This is a genomic window from Flavobacterium sp. OHVDL-2026-0007, assembly GCF_059882335.1.
Window position 1 is genome coordinate 1,221,309 of record NZ_CM187612.1, and the last position, 20,091, is coordinate 1,241,399.

General features: G+C 38.9%; 9 protein-coding genes. All 9 read right to left on the reverse strand.

Going from position 1 to position 20,091, the window contains the following annotated elements; all coding sequences use genetic code 11:
- Positions 1 to 283 precede the first annotated feature (283 nt).
- Positions 284 to 2,539, reverse strand: coding sequence for a glycosyl hydrolase family 95 catalytic domain-containing protein (locus AC51AA_RS04825; protein WP_500704597.1), 2,256 nt, complete (start codon positions 2,537 to 2,539; stop codon positions 284 to 286).
- 146 nt (positions 2,540 to 2,685) lie between these two features.
- Positions 2,686 to 4,929 carry a family 20 glycosylhydrolase gene (locus AC51AA_RS04830; protein ID WP_500704598.1) on the reverse strand — a complete coding sequence of 748 codons (2,244 nt, stop codon included), beginning with the start codon at positions 4,927 to 4,929 and terminating at the stop codon, positions 2,686 to 2,688.
- 75 nt (positions 4,930 to 5,004) lie between these two features.
- Positions 5,005 to 6,195 carry a peptide-N-glycosidase F-related protein gene (locus AC51AA_RS04835; protein WP_500704599.1) on the reverse strand — a complete coding sequence of 397 codons (1,191 nt, stop codon included), beginning with the start codon at positions 6,193 to 6,195 and terminating at the stop codon, positions 5,005 to 5,007.
- A gap of 105 nt (positions 6,196 to 6,300) precedes the next feature.
- Complete coding sequence (locus tag AC51AA_RS04840) at positions 6,301 to 8,613, reverse strand: glycosyl hydrolase family 95 catalytic domain-containing protein (RefSeq protein ID WP_500704600.1); 2,313 nt, start codon at positions 8,611 to 8,613, stop codon at positions 6,301 to 6,303.
- 37 nt (positions 8,614 to 8,650) lie between these two features.
- Positions 8,651 to 11,323 carry a glycoside hydrolase family 3 protein gene (locus AC51AA_RS04845; RefSeq protein WP_500704601.1) on the reverse strand — a complete coding sequence of 891 codons (2,673 nt, stop codon included), beginning with the start codon at positions 11,321 to 11,323 and terminating at the stop codon, positions 8,651 to 8,653.
- A 141-nt stretch (positions 11,324 to 11,464) separates the two neighbouring features.
- On the reverse strand, positions 11,465 to 14,131 hold the full coding sequence (locus tag AC51AA_RS04850) for a glycoside hydrolase family 38 N-terminal domain-containing protein (RefSeq protein ID WP_500704602.1): 2,667 nt from the start codon (positions 14,129 to 14,131) through the stop codon (positions 11,465 to 11,467).
- A gap of 155 nt (positions 14,132 to 14,286) precedes the next feature.
- Entirely contained in the window at positions 14,287 to 15,624 is a 1,338-nt protein-coding gene (locus AC51AA_RS04855) for an alpha-L-fucosidase (protein ID WP_500704603.1), read from the reverse strand.
- A 25-nt stretch (positions 15,625 to 15,649) separates the two neighbouring features.
- Positions 15,650 to 18,205: a beta-galactosidase GalB gene (gene galB / locus AC51AA_RS04860; protein ID WP_500704604.1), complete on the reverse strand. Its 2,556-nt coding sequence runs from the start codon at positions 18,203 to 18,205 to the stop codon at positions 15,650 to 15,652.
- Between the two features lie 57 nt (positions 18,206 to 18,262).
- Entirely contained in the window at positions 18,263 to 20,080 is a 1,818-nt protein-coding gene (locus AC51AA_RS04865) for a right-handed parallel beta-helix repeat-containing protein (protein WP_500704605.1), read from the reverse strand.
- Positions 20,081 to 20,091 lie beyond the last annotated feature (11 nt).

Here is a 20,091-nt window from a genome sequence, read left to right on the forward strand (position 1 = left end):
AAACGTTTTAGTAATTATTTTAGGTCTAGTTGATTATTTTAACATTTAAAAAGAAATATCAGAAATTTTAACCGTAATATCCAATGAATACGGGAAATCTCATCCTATAAAACCTATGTTAATTTAAGATTAACACATCAAAAAACTACTAAAAGTCACAAAAAAGCAAAAGCCGGAAAAAAAAAGCTCATAGCCTCGACAAAAAAGAAAACGAACAAGACATTTTTTATCCATAACACTATTGCAGAGGATAGGCCCATTTGCGATAAATGGGCCTATTATATTAAAGACTCTTTAGGGTATAAAGTTCCCCTTCTTTAGTATTGAACTTTATAAATTCAGTTGAAAAAAGCTGCGTTTTTCCATTGGCTTTTACACTCACTTTTTTTCCTTTCCAAGGATTTAAAAACGTGATCGAGCGCCCTTTCTCACTTAAAATAGTTACACTTTGCACTTCTGTATTGACAAGCTTTGAGGAAACTAAAAAAGCACCTTCCACTCTAATATTGCCAAACTCAGCATCCTCCTTTTTATTCCAACCCTCAAAAACACGTACGACATCTTGATGTCCTGTACATAACATCTCATTAATGGTGTTGGGCACCGTACTCCAGTTTTCAATTCCATGTGGGTTTCCTTTTCGGTATCCATTGGGGTACATGTCCAAACAATACTGTTTCATTTTTTCCAAAATCACTTTAGGATCGTACCCAATACGGACCGCAGCAGGGAAAAAACTATTACTTCCATTACTATCAAACCATCTATCTCCCATCACCTCCATGGTGTTTTTAGAGACTTCTAGTAATTTAGCATCACTGTAAACACCAATTTGTCCGGCCGGATAAATGTGTTGAATACCTAAAGTATTGCCATCCCACCAAGCTGTTCCTTTCTCAGAATAGCGAAAAACCGTTTTATTATTTTTTTCTTGATAACTGTAAGCTGACATTTTGTTTATTATGTCCTGCCATTTGGAACGCTCTTGCTGGTTTTTCCCTAAAAGTGTACTCATATCTATGGCCGTTTTCATTACCATAGGTACTAATCCCAAGGATAAAATTGGGTTCTTGGTTCCATTGGTTCCCTCATGAATCGCATCGTTATAAATCACATAGCGACCATCTTCATACTTTAGGTATTCACTCCAAAATTTAGCCACTCCATACACAAAGGGATATACATTTTTTGAGAATTTTTCATCCCAAGTGTGGTAAAACTGCATCGAAATATCCACTACGGCATAAGCAGCATTACTCTTTTGCCCCCAAAAGCAACTGCCCCCTTCCACGGTTTGGTTCGCAATCCAATCCGCAAAATACTGTTCCATAAAAGGAGATTGATGTACTGTATCGGTATTGAGTGGACCAATACCCACGGGCAACAAAATCCCGTCTTTAATTCCTGCTATTTTTTCAGAGAAGATTTTCCCTTGTGGCATAATGGCCAACAAAGGCGCATAATAAGGATCTGCTTGCTCAATTCGGTTAGAAGAATATAATCCATAATAGGGCGCTTCATGATTGTAATTCAAATGGTAGTCCCCATTCCAATTCGGTCGTTCTTTTGTAATCCAGCTTCCAAAAATAGAAGGTGGAAAATCTTTGTCTCGACTACAAGAAGCCAGACCATAGAGCGAAATATAATATTGCTTTTCAATTTCAGGAAACTGTCCAATATTAACGAATGATTTCTCCCAAAAGGTTTTCCACCAGTTTTGATGTTGCTCTTCTATGCTTTTGATAATCTTGTCCGAGCTATCCCCTACTTTAGTAGTCACTGCTTTTACACAATCACCGCTTTTAAAGTTGCTTGAAAAAGCACAAACAAAACGCACGATTTCATTAGGTTGTAAAGTGAGTTTTCCATTTTCATTTTGGTGCATAATGCGCAAGGCAATAGCGGCCTTTGTTTTTTGATCCACCTCTTTTTCAAAACCGCGCCAAAGCGTTTCGATTCCCTTATCAGCAATGATTCCCCTTACATCAGGAAAAATTCGTTCCAAGGGTGGCTGATTGGTCATTTCATCAGCTCCTGGAAGTGCCAAATGAACACTAGCTTCTATAGCTGAATCCCCTTCTAGGCTCATTTCGCATACCATCACATCCTCTACTGCTGACACATATACACGATACTTTAGTTTGGTGGTTCCCTTACTTAAGGTCACGGTAGTGGTAGCAGTATACAAATCTTGTTTCGCCTCATACGAGGCTCCTTCTAATTGTGGAAGCTCTACTATTATTTTTCCCAAAACAGCTGGGTAAGATTCATCTAAAGCCGACTTTAATCGCCAAAAATCATTACGGGCTACCCTGAAAATCTGCTTTTCAGGATTCCCCGAAAGAGCAATAGCCGTATAACCATTACCCAATAAAGGCGCGTCTACTGCCACACGACTGGGTATTTTATCGGGCACTTTAGTGTACACAATTTGATGTCGACTCACTACCGCTTGCACTTTTTTAGCATATTGTTTTGGAGGAACTCCCCAACAGTGCATGGACAAAAAACCTAAAACAACCAACAATTTTATTTTCATAGTTTTCTTTTATACATTATCAAATACAAAGCAGCTAATCGCATAGCCTCTAACTAAAAACAACTCCTCTTATCTCCTAAAACAAACAAGCCGAAAAAATTCGGCTTGCTCATTATAATGCTAATCCGTACGCAACGGTATATTTGCTAATTTTTAAAACGATTCATCAATACAAAATCCTTGTCAAGAGCAGATTTCATTTTGACGCTAAAGTTTCCACCTGAATCCAAATCAAAATATTCAGCATACATTTTGTGCCATCCTCTTGCCAAAGCTTTCTGTCCCGTTTTGGCTTTGTTTCCGTGAGGTCCATCGTTATCAATCACCATAACATCATCCACATACAACATAGAACCATCATTCGAAGCGATTTCAAAGGTGTAAACACCGTCAGTTGGTACTTCGAAATAGCCAAGAAAAGTCAAGCCCGCACTTCCTTTGAAGTCCTTTGGCATCTCCATAGTTTCAGCTTTAAATTCCTTGGTTAATTTGCTGTTTTTGATCTCGGCACATTTTTTTGATTTTGAATCGTATTCTTTTACGATTATACCCTCTGAGGTAAGCGCACCTTGAGAAGCTTTTGAATAACTTTCTTTACGGAATTCAGCCTTATATACTTCCGAACCACTTCCATCAGGACGGAAGGATCTAAAACTAAAATTAGTTGTTTCCGAAATACTAAACGGCGCTATATATTTTGCAGAATTCGCCTGTGGAATACTACCATCTGTGGTATATCTAACAGTGATGTTCGGCAATATACAATTCACATTTACAGTTTCGTTTTCTGTAAAAACATTCAAATCGTTAAATCCAGTTAAATTAGGGACACGATAGTTTATTTTCTTAGCATCCAAAAATTCGATCTCATTGACCACTCTACTTCTGAATTCTTCCCAATTGCGTTTTCCACCGTACCAAGCTCCTTCTGCAAGGGCAAAAAATCTTGGGAAATATTGATGCTCTGCACGACGTACTGTCGGTACTGTTTCTGCCCAAAGATTTCCTTGAATCCCCATGACATTCTTAGCTTGTTTGGGTGTCAGTCCTTTCAAGGGCTCAAACATATAGGCCGATTCTAAAGAAGTTGGTCCCTCATGTAAATCAAAGTACAGTTCAAAACAAGGACTTAAAACAGCTAAATTCCCTTGCTCTGTTGCAGTTGGTACGGCCTTTGGCGCCCAATTTCTCCACCACATAATGGTGGCTGTTGGAGACAATCCACCGTCTAAAATTTCATCCCAACCCATTAGTTTTTTGCCTAATTTATTGAAGTGTTTTTCCATATCATGAACAAACCAAGACTGCAATTCCTCCACGCTTTTTAAATGTTCTTTTTTTACTCTTGCCTGACATTTAGGACAAGATTTCCAATTGGTTCTTTCTACTTCGTCAGCCCCTAAATGCATGTACTCATAAGGAAACAAAGCCGCAACTTCTGTATAAACTCCCTTAGCCAATTGCAAGGCTTTATCATTACCCACACACAAAGGATCAGAAAAACTACTTCCCATCCCGGCTTCTCCTTTACAAGAAAGAAAAGGATACCCAATATTGGCCGCCATAAAGTGACCAGGCATGTCTACCTCAGGCAAAACATCAATCCCTCTCTCTTTGGCATATTTCACAACCCCTTTGATTTGTTCTTGGGTATAAAATCCTCCGTAAAGGGTATCTTTACCAACGATTTTCAAATGCTCTTTAGGCAAATTGTAATCGCTATTGTCTGTTTCTTTGGCCAATTTAATGCACTCTCTATCTTGACCATTTAGCTTTCGCCAAGCCCCCTTTTCAGTCAGCAGTGGATATTTTTTAATTTCAATTCTCCATCCCTGATCATCCGTCAAATGCCAATGAAATTTATTGAGTTTGTATCGTGCCATCAAATCCAAAAAATGCTTTACTTGGTCGTCTGTGTAAAAATGACGACTGACATCCAAGTGTGCTCCTCTATAATTGTATTTTGGAAAATCTTCAATCTGTAAAAACTGTACTTTTGTTTGGTTAACCCCCACAGGAATCAATTGCTGCAAAGTAGCTATTGACATCAACACTCCTGCTGCAGAAGCACCATTAACGACAATTCCGTTTGCGCTAACCCCTAATTTGTACCCTTCTGTTTTTTCACTTTTATAGCCTAATGAAAGTGTAATATCGGCTTTACCTGTATTGATTACTTTCAAATCTACTCCATTTACAATCTTTATGGTTTGAACCAGATAGTTGGCTATAGGAGTTAATTTGGGATCGCTCACAAGAACAGTTCCTCCATTTTTTAAAGTAAATCCACCTTCACTATAACTGATTTTTTGTGGTTTTGGAATAATTGACACGCGGTATTGTGCCATACAGAAAAAAGGCAACAATAAAAACAAGACTATTTTTTTCATTTCATTTTAGTATTAATAGGACGAAAAACAAAGCTGATCTCTTTTATTTTAGCCCTGTTGGATTTTTTCACATCATTACAACTCGTACACCATATAAGCACTGACCATCCAGTGGTTTGATGTTCCATTAGCATTCTTTTGAGCTTCTGGAATACTAAAGGTAGCCGTGTGCTTTCCTTCTGTTAATTCCATCGGTACGATCATCGGTGGTACATTACTTCCTGGACACCAGTTGGAGCGACTTAAGTCACTACTCGCCAATGGCTCTTCGATGGCTTTGGTGGTATAGGTACCTGTTTCAGGTTGAATATAAGGGGCTACTCGTTTCTTTAGCCAAACACCAGTTCCTGGATTGAAGCGACGGAAACTTGCACAGTCATCTCTCCAAGGAATAAAGTCAATTACTTTTTTACCATCGATACTTACAATATTTTGCTTTTTAACAAATTCATCGCCTTCACCATGACCACCATGACCTGTAGTGATGTAGTATAACTTCATTTTTTTTGCTCCTTTAGGTACACTGAATTCTACTTTAAAATCTTTATAAGCAAACAACTCATCATTGCCTTGATTAGGACCAAAAGGTTCTGTGTTCAAAATAGGCACCACAATTCTGTTTTTTGGAAGATCGCAGCTCAATTCACTTGGTGTAAGATTAATCGATGCACTAACGATATGTCCGCCTTTAGTGTAATTCCCAATATGTACTCCAATCCAAACTTCCCCTTCTAGGACGCTAGAGAACTGTGAAATATCCTCTTTCCAACGTGCTTCTTTTTCCCAATATGGGATGTAAACAGGCTTACGCTGTAAAGAATCATTACTAAAAAACCCAACTCCAAATGTGGTCATAAAACGCATTAATTCTGTAGTAGGTCCAAAATTTCCTTCTGGAACTGTAGTTTTAATTTTGGTATAACCATTAGATGCAAACTTTTTGCCTTTTACCACTTCTTCTAAAGAATTATTCTTATCCACTGGAAGTACATAAATAGACCCCGCTCTGTCATAACGGTCACCTCCTGAGGCAACACTTACACTGATTTCATATTTTGTATTCAACTTCTGCTTGGGGAAGTTTACTTTTTTGAACACATATTGTCCCCCACCATAATACACATTCCCCTTTACATCAGTGGAGAAATCTTTTAAATCTCCATCGTGTTGTACTCTTACTTGATCAAAAATTTCTATTTTTTGCGCTTTAACATTATCGCTAAAGATCAACGCACTCAATAGCACTGCAAAAAGTATTCTTTTCATATTCTCCTTCTTTCTTGTTTTTTTATTATTTATGATTGTATGGTTTATTATGGTTTCACACTTTGTATTCCCTACCACTCTACACTGTAATGGTCTGCTAGAATTTTAAAACTGCGCTTGTATTTGTTGCCCAGCTTTAACAGCAATTTCATAAATACCCTTTTGATGTTTAACGTTTTTCAGATTCCATTTAGGCTCTTGCCCATCAAAAGTATCTTTGATTCTAAGCACACCTGCTTTTTTAGCCTTTATACTCAAGGCTGCAATTTTACCATTTTTACGACTAGCGGTAACACTATATCCACCTTCAGCTCTTAAATCTTTGAACGAAACATCTGCCCATTCTTTTGGAGTAGCTGGAAAAATTCGAAGGACTCCAGAATTTACTTTCCCTGGCGTTGGGCTCCAACTTTGTAAAAGCATTTCTTGGATGGCCTGCATAGCAATAAAGTTGCCTTCTAGAGTAAAGGGTTTGCCTCCCCCTCCACCATAACGCGTATCTTTGGTTTGATCTTGATTCACGTGAAAACCATTTCTCAAAATATAAGCCTTTTCAAAAACATCCAGATGATGGTAAGCACTTTGGGCATCCCCTACGCGCGCCTGCATACAAGACATCCAAGCCCAAGAATACCCACACCATTCGTTGTGTCGCTCGGCATTCCATTCTGGTCTTTTTAGTGTAGTGTTGATGCGACGTTGCTCTTCTGCATCTCCTTCGATCGTGATCAAATTAAAAGGATAAATTCCAATGATATTCGAAAGATGACGATGACTTTCTCTAAGCAACAATTTAGGATCTAACATCAACTCCCCATCGGCAGCCACATGAAAATCACCTAACTTTGTCGCTAATTCATTCCAAGCTTTCGCTTCAGAAGTTAATCCCTGTGCCTGCGCCATTTCTGCCACGGCCAAAAAGTGCATTTTCATGCTCATTAAATCGTAATTCGTATTGGGTTCCAACCATTTGTTTCCAAATATTTCAGGTGATGAAGAGCGCAATAATTTTAAATTCCCGTCTTTATCCTTTTTCAAAAGTCCACGCAAACACTCTGCCGCTTCTTTACACCAAGGATAGGCACGTTCTTTCAAAAACTGATCATCGGCGGTATACAACCAATGAAGGTAAAACAAGTGGGCATTCCAAGACGTCATCGTTGGCGATAAACTATAAGCGCCCCAACCTCCTAAAGGCTGTCCTCCAAGGGTCATTACCCCAGGAACCGCCAAGCCAGGGGTTTCATAAAAATCTTTAGCAAAAGCACGCCATTGCGCACGTTTGTCCCAAAGGAAATTGATATAACTACTTCCTTCCTCAAAATTCCCAGCTACTTGATACCCTATATAGGTCATTTGTGTGTTCAAATCACTGTGATAATCGCCTTTCCAAGGTGGAAGACTTCCAGTGGCGGAGGTCCAAACACCTTGTAAAGGCATTGGAGGAGTATTGGCTCTCGAACCTGATCCGTATAAATAACGAGCAAAGGTGTAGTAATCTTGCATTCTTTTTTCTGGCAAATTGATCTGTGACTGCCCCCAGAACTTTTTCCACCACGCACTGTGCTGGGCCAAACTTTTATCCAATCCTAAGTCTAAAACCTCGGCGCAACGCGATTTGGCAAGGGCTACTAAATCTTTACTCTCACCACTAGTAGTCACGGCAATAGCCGTGACCATTTCGTCTTTGATTTTACGCGTCTCTGTATACACACAATAAACCAATCCTTCAGAAGCTTCTTGAATGTACCATTTGGCATTTCCAACCGCTTCATTTTTGGCAGCAGGATACCCCAACGAGATCACCGTATGGCTATCTGGTCCTGCTGAAGGCCCACGATATTTTTCAGAAACCTGCAACGAACTCATTACTTGTAATGAATGGTAATCTGAAGCAGGCATACGCATCACGGCAACTGGTTTTACCGCGCTGAAGAAAACCCTAGCTTTCTGGCCGTTTTCAAAATGCACGATGCCTTCGGCTGTCCTTTTGTTGAGTTCAAAAGATTCTATGGAAGTTCCATTACTCAAGGTGAATTCAACAGCCCCTCCTGGCAATTTGGTTGGAGTTGAGCCATAATAGGCATCTTCCCACATATTGCCCCCTTTAGCCCAAGTCTGTGTCTTCCACCATTCTTTAGGCCCATGGCTACGTTCGTCCCATAAATCACCGCGATCCAGTGACAACCGTATGAGGTTTTTCTCTCCCCATAAAAGCCCTCCGGTCAAACCGTTCCCCAAAGGAATGGCTTCATCCCAAGAATTAATCGGAGCACTGAGCACGAGATTGTTTTCGGTTTTCGGAAAATCCTCAAGCTGTTGTTTATTCTGTGAAAAAGCAGTAACACAGCCAACAAACAGCAAGAAGATAATCGTAATTTCTCTATTCCTTTTCAAAAAATATTTTTGTGAAATCATTCTATTTTTAGTTTGGATTGGTTCTTTGGTTTTGGTCTTAGTTGGTAACGGTGAGAATATCTCTCAATCGGATATCTCTAGACGAAGCTCCAATCATGATTCTAAAATCCCCTGGTTCCACCACCCATTTCATGTCCTCATTCAACATTTTCAAGGTTTCGTGATTGATCTCAAAAGAAACCTCTTTTGATTCACCCGCTTTGAGCGAAATTCTCTCAAAGCCTTTCATTTGTTTAATCGGTTGTGCAATAGAAGCCAAAACATCTCTTACATACAACTGAACCACTTCATCTCCATCCACACTACTGGTATTCTTTATCGTACAATACACTTTGGTTGTTTGCGCTTTTCCAATTTTCTTTTGGTCCAATCGCATATTGCTATATTCAAAAGTAGAATAGCTCAATCCGTATCCAAAAGGAAATAAAGGCGCACCGTTTAAATTCGTATAATCATCCGAACGTCCTGTTGGTTTGTGGTTGTACACCAAGGGTAATTGTCCTTCAAAAACAGGGAAAGTAATCGGTAAACGTCCTGCTGGATTTCTGTCACCAAATAAAATATTAGCTACAGCATGACCTCCATCTTCTCCTGGATACCATACATCTAAAATCGAAGGTACATTGTTGATCCATTTGTCCATGGTGATAGCGCTTCCTCCAACCAATACCACCACTACAGGTTTTCCCGTTGCAGCCACAGCATTGATCAATTCTTCTTGATGCCCCAACAGTCCTAAATAAGCTCTATCATTGAACTCCCCTTCCTCTATCCCTGCAGCTATTACCGCTACCTCTGATTTTTGAGCAGCAGCTACGGCCTCATCAATCTTATTTTGCCAATCGTTATTTACCCCTACATTCCAAACCAGTTTGAATTTGGCGTAGCCTTGAGATTCGAAAAACTCCACTTTGATATCATATTCTTTATCTTTTTCGAAATTAAAATCAACCAGCTTAGTAGCATAGGTTTGGGTTTTCCAATGGTCTATAATGAGCTTTCCGTTCAAATACAAACGATACCCATCATTACCTTCGAAACCAATTTTATAGGTTCCCGTTACCGGCGATTTGATTTTCCCAGTCCATTTAGCGGAATAAAAATCGTAATTGATTTTTTCCTGATCTGGAGAATACAACGTCCAATCAAAACTAATGGCCTGATCTACTCTGGTCACCGCTGGCGTACCGCTTAATTGCACATTGTTGAAATATTCCGCAGACAAGCCGTTCACTTTTTGTCCATTAGCCATACTCGATAAATTAGCTGTGGGAACTGTGGTATATTCCGTATTTTTTCTAGCTACACCTTCCGCTAAGTTAATGGTCACCGATTTTCCTAACTTGGCCTTGATTCCTTCAAGCATGTTTACTTTTCCGTTACCCGGTCCACTATACCCACCTAATCGTGCTTCTGTAATATCATTTCCAATTAAAGCAATGGATTGAATCGATTTTTTTAGCGGTAAAACCTGCTTGTCATTTTTCAATAACACCATTCCTTTTTCTGCTGCTTCTCTAGATAGTAGTTTGTGTGCTGGATTTCCGTTCCACTTATTGGTTTCTTTTTCATCCGCATACGGATGCTCAAACAATCCCAATTCGAACTTCAATCGCAAAACTCTCGACACCGATTCGTCGATATTTTTCATATCTATTCTTCCATCTAAAAAAGGCGGTTGAAACAATTTGTAGTGGTCGTAAGCCGTTTGGAAAATCACATCCAAACCATTGTTGATGGCATTGGCACTTGATTCTGGATAGTCTTTGGCGGTATAATGCAACACATTTCCTCCTCCAACAGCATTGGCATCCGAGATAATAAATCCTTTAAAATTCATTTCACCCTTCAGCTTTTTATTCAACAACCAATCATTGGCCGTAGCTGGGCTACCATTTACGGTATTGTATGACGTCATCACACTGCGACTTCCCCCTTGTTCAAAGCAAGCCCTAAAAGGAGGAAATTGGTATTCTTCTAAATAACGTTCGTTATAATCAATAGGATAACTATCACGTCCTCCATCTCCACTATTGGCAAGGAAGTGTTTAGGAGTGGTAATCACGCCTCTTTCTTCAAAGGACGATACATAAGCCACCCCCATCTTTGAAGAAAGAAAAGGATCTTCTCCATAGGTCTCTTCTACACGTCCCCAACGAACATCAGAAGCCAAATTGACCACTGGTGATAAAATCTGACGAATTCCACGACTTTTTGATTCCATTGCAATGGCAGTAGAAACCCTTTTCATCAAACCAGGATCAAAGGTCGCTGCCAATGAAATTGATTGAGGAAAAGCGGTAGCACCGTCTCTAACCAAGCCGTGCAAAGCTTCATCAAAAGCGATAATCGGAATACCCAATCGCGTTTTTTCTACAAAATGCTTTTGGATTTTATTGATCAATTTTACTGTTTCCTTAGCATTGCTGGCCGCACTGTAATCCAAAATTTGGTTGGCTGCATCAGAGCTACCTTTTGCACTGACTTGAAAACCGAAGATTCCATTAGTGTAGTTTCCTGCCCCATCGGACAAATCCCCAGGAATCATGAACATCTGCCAAAACTTCTCCTCCACCGTCATACGAGACAATAGATCGCTAACACGCTGATCAACTGATAATTTTGGATTCTTATATGGAGGTATGTTTTGGGAAAACAAGGTCTGAGCTCCTAAAAACAAACCGATTAAAAGTGTTTTTTTGTTTATCATGGTAATTTTGCATGCCCTAAAGGCATTATTTTATAAGTTTAAAACCAGCACTGGCTTTGGTTTAAGCGCATCGAAAAAGAAGACCGACACTCCCAACAAAAGCAACAGCTACTTGCCCTTTGTATTTGTTATCCAATTAGCCTATTTCAATATCAAAGAAACAGGTTGATTGGCTTTTAATTTCACTTGAATCAATCGGTTCGAAATCGGCAATATGGCCCCTTTTTCTTCCCCTCTCAAATTGCAAAATTGCGCCGTTTTAAAGACACTGCCTTCTGGCAAAGTCACCGTACAAGTTTGGTCTGTTCCGTTTTGTTCCCATAGGCGAATCAAATCTCCTTCACCATCTCTGTTCTTACCAAAGAAAGTAACCAAAACACCTTTTTCTGATACGGAAACGCCTTTCGCCGTTGGTGCCTGATTGCCCGCAGCTCCGCCCGTGTATTCTCCCATCAAAGGATTTCTAATCTCCTCCGAAGGCATTACTATCGCATTTACATTGCTATATTTTTCAATACTCCAGATATAGAATTTAGCATTCCAAGATCCTTCCACCCATTCCGTAAAATTGGTACTCCATTGGTTGTTGTATAAATTGAAAAAGACATTTGCTTTTTGCGGTACAAAATCAGTGGAATATCTCCATAGTCCTGGTCGGTCCAAACTCACTCCAGCCACATCAGGCGAAGTGATTCCATAACCTTGATTGTTCTTGTTTACAACGCCAACCCCGGTCGTGATAAAACCGTAATCCAAATTAGAACCTTTTACGATATCTTTCACAGGATCAATCACAGCGCCCAAGCGGCCTAATTTAAACTGTGTGTTTTCGATATTAAAAGGAAAGCTGATCCAACCTCCTTCTGGCCAAGATTCCGCAGGTTTTCCATTGATACTCCATATCACTTCTACCATTGGTTTGTTTTCAAACAAAGTAAAAACCATCGAATAGTTATGATTGAAATCCGAATCTCCTTTGAAGCTCATCACCGCCGTCACAGACAAAGCATCTTTTGAAAAGGTAATGGTCGCGTTTTTCCCTGAAGACCTCTTGTATGGATTATCGTCCAAATTGATTCGTCCCAACTCTGCATACGCCCAATTCCAACCCGCTTTTATATAATCCTTGGCATATTTATCGGTTTGGGTTTTGGCAAATCGTTCGTTAAGGTATTGACCAAATTTGTATTCTGAATTTGCATCCACCATTTCTTTATTGGCCTTTTTATCCCGTAAAGAAACAATAGTTCCGTTTTGCTTGTCGAAGATGATTTTAAAAAAAGCATTCTCCATCTGTGCTTTCTCGGCGTCAAAGGAAACAGTAGAATTACTCTCTACAGCTTGCTCATCGGTCGGAACAAAAGTGGTATATCCCATCGCAGGAATGTGATTGGCTTGAAATTCTAAAATGTTTTTGTTTTTGATAATCGGAACAATTTCTCCAGTAGCGAGATTCTTCAACGCTTTTTTCAGCTTTGTTGCCGTTTGAATGGTCACCCTATCGTTGCGCTCCCATGGTAAGGGATTATACACCACGATACGATCCCCTTCTACATTAACCGCCGTTGCCAAACGTTTGATTTCTCTGTTTAAAGTCGGAAGTACTAATTTCTCAGCGGCTCGTACATAATTACCTTTTTCTTTCCAGGAATACTCAATAAAATCATAATATCCTTTAGCTCGTAATTTTTCAAATTCATTACCATAAGCCCAATACCCTGAATTCCCATGACTCATCGACACTCCCCAAGTATGCTCATCGAAAAGATTCAGATTGTCCAAGGATTCATCCACAATGGAATGAATGGCTTCTTCGGGTTTTCTTCCCCAAATGGCCGACTCCGTACTAAAAGCCTCCAAATTCAATGTTGATTTACTCAAAGCTCGACTGGATTTTATTTCACGTGGCATAGACATATACCCATGAATCCACGTATCGGGCATGTCCCCTTTTATAGTGGTTAATTTAGGATTTTCTTTGATGATGGCGTTATAAAAATCAGCCATGCTTCCCACTCGAACTTTTGCACCAGGGTTCTGTTTTTCAATATTTTTTAAAGTTTCTCTATAGTCTTCATAAGTAGGCGCACCTGAATTGTCATTGGTTTGAATAAGAGCCAACCACGTTTTGTGTTTCCACTCCTTTGGAGGAGCAGGACTGGTGCCATAATACTCTCCAAAATAGAAGGTCATCAATTTTGAATTATCCGGTCCTTGCCACCAGAATAACATTGGAATCTGAGGTGACATCGAAGCAGGATTACAACCAATGTGCAAGAATTTGACGCCAGCATTATTTAAAATGGTCGGCAAAGTCCATGAATGGCTCGGCACATCAGACATTTTAGCGTCTATTGCCAAGGGCAATCCTAATTCTCGGTGTATTTTAGAAGAATAGCCTAGTGACTGCACTAATGGCTCTAGATCATAAGATTCTGTTTCAATAGAAAAGGGTAAAGCGTGAACAAAAAGATTGCCGTCTTTGATGGCTTGTTCCACTCTTTTCTTTACATCAGGTTTTGCTTTTAAGAGTATTTCTTTCATTGGCCAACCGGAAACTGTCCATTTGAACTGTTGCTCTTTTGGCAAATTTTTGGATTTTTCTACCGTATTCAAAGCACTTGTAATCATCGAATTGGCATAATTGTACCGTACATTATCCGACCAATCCGTATATCCTATATCAAAATGGGTTTTAAAAACCACAATTACCTCATTCACTTTTGGTGCCTCTGATTTGCTTTTCCCTTGACTATTGCCTAAAAAAGGTAAAAAAGAGAGTGTAATTATTAAAATTGATTTTTTCATATTGCCTATTTTCTACTGGATTTTGTTTTTTGATCGAAGGAAATTTGCATCGTAATTACTTTTGCAAATCAACTAAACTGTTTTACTAAATCGATTGAATAAAATGCCATAAAAAATGCCATCTCTAAATGAAGATGGCATTTTCTTACTTTTTATTAATTGGTTAAGAAACCACCTTGCCCTCTGTATAATTTGATTGGTGTATCCAAAGTTACTTTGATACAAGTCACATATTTATCGATCGCTTTCTCTGGCAAGTCGATATAAACCAATCCTGGAACTGCACTCCAAGAGATTTTACCTACTACTTTATGCGTCAATTTTACATTAGATCCCAATACGGTAATGTCTTTGATTTTATTGTCAAGACCTTTTACCATCACTTGCCCAGAAGTTTTTCCATGAACAAATAAGTAAAGTGTTTTAGAATCTTTGGAAAGAGTTGTTGGTCCATAAAAATGTCCTTGCTCAATACCTGGAACGGTTCCAAAAATACCTTCACCGTTTCTTCTGTTCCAATCTCCTAATTCTTTAAGCGTAGAAACAACTGTTTCTGGATAAGTTCCATCAGGTTTTGGTCCTATGTCTAACAATAAATTACCTCCATTTGAAACAGCATCTACAAAAATAGTGATGATTTCATACGGTGTTTTCCAGTTGTTATCACTCACTCTGTATCCCCAGTTTTCATTCATGGTCATACACAATTCCCACCATTTAAAGGCTGGACGAACAATTGGAAAGTTTTGTTCTGGCGTATCATAATCACCATAACCTTGCAAACGACCATTTATGATGGTGTTTGGATTTCTATCCAACATCATTTTACGTGTTTTTTCTGCTTGCCACTCCTCTGCACTGTGTTCCCAATCTCCATCAAACCACCATAAATCTGGATTGTACCAATCCGAGATTTCTTTGATTTGTCCTTGGAAAAACTTTTGGAAACGTTCCCAACGAGCTGGTTCTTTTTTGATATCATAACGTGCTTTGTCTTTCAAGAAACCAGGATAGTCGTTATGAGTCCAGTCAATCAATGAAAAATAAGCTCCACATTTAACGTCACGCTTACGCAATTCTTCAAATAATGGTTTTACCATATCTTTCTTTGCAGGGGTAGTTTTTACCGAACTTAGTTTACCCAATTTTGTGTCGTACATCGCCACACCATCATGGTGTTTAGTGGTAATAACTGCATACTTTGCACCTGAATCTTTGATCATATCCGCCCAAGCAGCAGGATCATACTTACTCAAGGTATAACTCTTTTGTTGTTTCATATAATCTTCAACTGAAATTTTCCCATTGTGAAAACTCCAAGACTCAGAAACATCCGCAACTGAATAAATTCCAGCGTGAATGAAGATCCCTAATTTAGCATCTTCAAACCATTTCATTTTTTCTGCGATGTCTTTGGCCGCAATTTTGTTCTGTGCACTTCCAGCTATGGATGTTCCCACCAATAAAGCCGCTAGTATAAATTTTTTAATCATTATCTGTTTTTTATTCTTTTATCCTTTATTTTATTTTGATTGTCGTCGCTGCCGATTCCAATCCAGCGCTTACGGCTTTCACTGTAAACTGCCCTTTTTGTCCTTTTTTCGCTTTTACAATTACCAATACTTTACCATTAAAAGCAGGTCTTTCTGTACTTTGAAAAGGAACAAAACTTGTAGCATCTCCGTTATCTGTAGCCACGATTTCTCCCGCTCCTTCAATTGAGAATTTAACCAATTCATTAGAACGTGGTACCAATAATCCGGCATTGTCAACAATATCCACTGTTACGAATACCAAATCCACATCGTCAGAAAGTACTGCTGTACGATCCGCTGACATACTTAATTTGGTTGCCGCTCCAGTCGTTTTCACGATGTCAGTAGCCCATTTTTTTCCATTTTTATAACAAACCACTTTTAGTTCACCAGGTGTATACACTACATCTTCCCACATCAAACGGAAATCTTTACCTGCTTCCTTTTTCTTTCTTCCAAGACTTTTTCCGTTTAAGAATAATTCACCCTCGTCTCCTGATGTATACACATGTACGGGAACCACTTTTCCAACACGCTCACTCCAATTCCAATGTGGCAGGATATGCGCCGTTGGTACCTCTGGCAACCAATGTGATTTATAACTATAAAAACGGTCTTTTTTGAAACCCGCTATATCAATAATTCCAAAATAACTACTTCTTGAAGGTGGATTACTTTTTGTTAATTCCGCCAATTTCGCTTCCAATTCTGCTTGTTTTGAAGGATCAGATCTAAAGTTCATTAAATTCGTCTCATCAGAATTGTATGGGGTAGGTTCTCCTAAATAATCAAAACCTGTCCAAACGTATTCCCCTAATAAACGTGGATTCTTCGCGTTGGTACGAAATTGTGTATCAGGTGAACAACCCCAACCTGGGAACGCATCGTCATAAGACGAAATTTGCCAAGTGGTTTTGTTGTATTTATCATCAAAGAAATATTCTCCACGTGAACTTACTGTTGAAGAAGTTTCACTTCCTAGCGTCGGTTTATTGGCATACCTTGGATCTAAATCCCATTTAGGTTGTTGGTCGAAAAAGTAATTCACTCCCATAATATCTAATGCCATAGCTGCACCAGATGCTCTACCCCCATCAGGATCATTATAGCCGTTTGAAATGGGACGCGTTGGATCTGCTTTACGCATAATATCGGCCAAACGTTTGGTTAAAGCAACGTTTTGTTGATCTGGAACTTCATTTCCAATGGACCAAATAAATACCGAAGGATGGTTGCGATCTCTGTGAACCAAAGCCACTAAATCTTTTTCATGCCACTGGTCAAAAATGGTATTATAATCTAATTTTTTCTTACCAATTTTCCAAGTATCAAAAGCTTCGTCCCAAACCAAGAATCCCATTTTATCGGCTAATTCCAATAACTCAGGTGCTGGAGGATTGTGAGAAGTACGCAAAGAGTTACATCCCATTTCTTTAAGCATCACCAATTGTCTTTTCAAAGCTGACGTATTGATTGCCGCTCCTAAAGCTCCTAAATCGTGGTGGTTACAAGTTCCAAAAATCTCCACTTTTCTGCCATTCAAAAGAAACCCATTTGTAGCGGTGAATTCAATGGTACGAACACCAAATGGTGTATTATAGGTATCCACTACTTTTCCGTCCACACTAATTTTAGTTTGGGCTACGTAACGATTAGGCGTCTTAAGATCCCATAATTTAGGATTCTTTAAAATAGAATGCGTTTCCGCTTCTTCAGTCCCATTGGCTTTAATTTCAACAGTAGCCGTCTTTAAAGAACCTACTTTCTTTTTAGGCATATCATTGATATCCATTTCGTACAAATCAGTATTCACTACCGCTTTGATCGTTTTATTAGTAGCATTGTCCACTTTTACCAATACTCTTACATTGGCTGCTTCTTTAGTAATATTTGGAGTCGTTACATAGGTTCCCCAATGTCCTACGTGCACAGGATTAGTTTTAACCAACCAAACGTGACGGTAGATTCCTGCACCAGGATACCAACGGGAATCCCAATTTTCAGTATCCAAACGCACCGCTAAGATATTTTCTTGTCCAAATTTTAAAAATGGCGTCAAATTCATACGGAAAGAATTGTACCCATAAGGCCAAGTCCCTACATACTGTCCATTCAAATACACTTTGGCATTAGCCATCGCACCATCAAAATCAACAAAAATTTGCTTTCCTGCATCTTCCGTAGGCACTTTAAAGTGTTTACGGTACCAACCAATTCCTTTCCATGGTAATTTTCCTGTCTCCCCTCTTAATTCAATTCTAAAAGGCCCTTTGATAGCCCAGTCATGAGGCAAGTTTAACTTTTCCCAACTGGTTTCATTAGTTGAAACAGCTTCTAAATTCTTTGGTTCTTCTCTAACGAGTCCATCGGCTTGAAGCCCGAATCGTGAAAAAAGCCAATTGTCATCGAATGATTCGGTGTCACTCGATCCCATTCTCTTAATAGGTCCCTGCTGTGCAAACACAGACAATCCCATCAATAAACAGACTACCACAGTAAGGCGATTGTTCAGTGAAAACATTTTTTTGTTCATATTCATTTTATTTAATTTTTGGGTTTTGTTCGTCTAACGAACGGTATTATCTTCTCTTTAGAGCTATTTAATATTCAAATCTTTTATATCTGTTTTAATTTGCTGCTTGGTCATATTAGCTGTGGTGATTTTAGGTAACCAAGCCGTATTAAACTTGTTTTTCTTGATCACTACATTTTGGCAGGCCGTAAGACTAAATACATTATCATTAGATCCTGGGGCAAACAAATCAGAACCATTTATGGTATTGTTTATAAAATACAAACCATCTGTAGAACGCGCTGATAAAATTGTTTTATCAAAAGATTTGAAGGTATTATTTTCGATTCGAATATTGCGATGAACATAATAACCATCCACCAATTGATGATTCTCAGGTGCAATATTGATGACCGTTCCTGTATTGATGGCACATTCTTCAAAGACGTTATTGCGAATCGTTACATCTGTAACCCCGCCGGATTCAAACCAACTCGAAGCGTCATCTGCTATTAGAATAGCATGCATGCCAGTGTGGTAAAACGTATTGTTTTCAATTAACACTTTTCTACGAGTAGTCAATAATAAACCACGTGCATTTGTACGTTCGAATCTTGAATTTTTAATAGTCACCTCAGGCGTCCAGGTCAGATTTTCAATCACGTCCCCTACTTTGACCTTATCTGAAACTACACCCTCCAAAACCAATTCCATCTCTTTTAAACCAATTAATTTAGCTGATTTTAGTCTTGCATAACCAACTGGCTGCAAGGTTTGAGGATTAACAAATCCTATACTATCCCCTGCAAAAAAAGCTTCAAACCCATAGGTTTGATGGTGCATGAATTGCACTTTTATTTTTTTGTCCGCGGTAAACTCACTGATTTTCAAATGCGTTCCGTGTACGTTAATTGGATCGTCATGCGAACCAGATGTACTACAGCCGTCTACCAAAATTTTTCCTTTACAACCCGAAAAATGAAAACAATCCGCAAAGGAAGCAATCACTCGACCAGATACTTCGCGCGGAGCCACTACCACTTTTGATAGGGTTATATTTTCAGCAAATTGAGAAACAATTCCCAATCCATGCATATAGTTCATTTGTATATTGGACAATACTATATCTTTACTAAGGGTGATAAAACCACCACAATTATCTCTATAGGTATCACGTAAAGAAAGTACATCACCGACCTTATAGTTCGCTTTTGCAAAGTCCCCTTCAAACAAAACGGTTCTGTTTCCTTGCTCCTTAGCCTTTGATTTTAAAAAAGGGGCAAATGAAGAATAACGCATCACATTTTTTACCTTATCCAATGAAATGGTGTGATGTGAATTACTTTTCCATCCCTCTCCATAAAATCCTATTTTTTCTTTTTCTATAAAATACCTAGAATCAGGATGAACTTTCATCTCTATAGCTGTTGGCGACACCGAACTAATGGTTACCTCAGACATCGTAGGACGCTCATAGTCAAATTGCAGATTTTTAAGGCTTATATTTTGACAATCAAACAAAGCAAACGATACCATTTTTCCGTGTAATACCACCAAAGTATTATTTCCATCTAAAGTCACATTTTTTAACTGATCGAACAAAAAGCCAATATTTTTCACTTTTGATAGTGTATCACTTTCCGTCGAATTTGAAATGTAAATCTCTTTTTTAGCGGCATCCTCCGGCCACAAATCAATTCTACCCCCTGGTAATTGCACCACTACATTCTGCTTGCCCTTACATTTTTCTAATGCTAGTCGAATTCCTTTACTGGCATTGTTATAACTGTTGGCTTTCACTCCAAATTGCGTTACTTTAATAGTATCAGCAACCTGTCCCGACACTCCAAAAGTGATCAGAAACAACAACAGCAGCATAACATTAGCTTTAAATAAATTCATCTTTAATTGGA

Excerpts from the sequence above, each read along its gene's own strand:
- AC51AA_RS04825 (WP_500704597.1), bottom strand. The coding sequence starts at position 2,539 with ATGAAAATAAAATTGTTGGTTGTTTTAGGTTTTTTGTCCATGCACTGT.
- AC51AA_RS04830 (WP_500704598.1), bottom strand. The coding sequence starts at position 4,929 with ATGAAAAAAATAGTCTTGTTTTTATTGTTGCCTTTTTTCTGTATGGCA.
- AC51AA_RS04835 (WP_500704599.1), bottom strand. The coding sequence starts at position 6,195 with ATGAAAAGAATACTTTTTGCAGTGCTATTGAGTGCGTTGATCTTTAGC.
- AC51AA_RS04840 (WP_500704600.1), bottom strand. The coding sequence starts at position 8,613 with ATGATTTCACAAAAATATTTTTTGAAAAGGAATAGAGAAATTACGATT.
- AC51AA_RS04845 (WP_500704601.1), bottom strand. The coding sequence starts at position 11,323 with ATGATAAACAAAAAAACACTTTTAATCGGTTTGTTTTTAGGAGCTCAG.
- AC51AA_RS04850 (WP_500704602.1), bottom strand. The coding sequence starts at position 14,131 with ATGAAAAAATCAATTTTAATAATTACACTCTCTTTTTTACCTTTTTTA.
- AC51AA_RS04855 (WP_500704603.1), bottom strand. The coding sequence starts at position 15,624 with ATGATTAAAAAATTTATACTAGCGGCTTTATTGGTGGGAACATCCATA.
- galB (WP_500704604.1), bottom strand. The coding sequence starts at position 18,205 with ATGAATATGAACAAAAAAATGTTTTCACTGAACAATCGCCTTACTGTG.
- AC51AA_RS04865 (WP_500704605.1), bottom strand. The coding sequence starts at position 20,080 with ATGAATTTATTTAAAGCTAATGTTATGCTGCTGTTGTTGTTTCTGATC.